Annotated in this window: 1 protein-coding gene; it reads right to left on the bottom strand. The window is 32.5% G+C overall.

The genetic code is table 11. The features are described 5' to 3' along the window. On the bottom strand, positions 1–320 hold a 320-nt coding region (locus ACVC5O_RS02695), incomplete at both ends, for an IS110 family transposase (protein WP_452219924.1).

The raw sequence follows: 320 nt of genomic DNA, 5'->3' as shown, positions 1-320 counted from the left end.
TTTACTTGGATTACCTAAAACGGATTCTCCATGTATCTTGTTTTTTAACATCGTACTCTGTTTTCTATACACAGAAAGGAGTCTAACCATTTGCAAACATTCTATTTCATCTTTAGAGTTGCCTTGCCATAGTTTTAATTTTACCTGTTTTGCATATTCACAAATAAGTTTTGAATCACTTTTATCTGTCTTAACTTTAGATAACTTCATTTGGATAAAGCGTTTTACTGATAATGGATTTTCTACTGATACTTTAATACCGGATTCCAACAAATGATAAGCCAACTGGTAATGATAATAACCTGTGGCCTCCATCACGC

This window comes from Lacinutrix salivirga (assembly GCF_053604675.1).
Note: the sequence above shows the minus strand (reverse complement) of the source record. Positions and strands in the feature narration are given on the sequence as shown.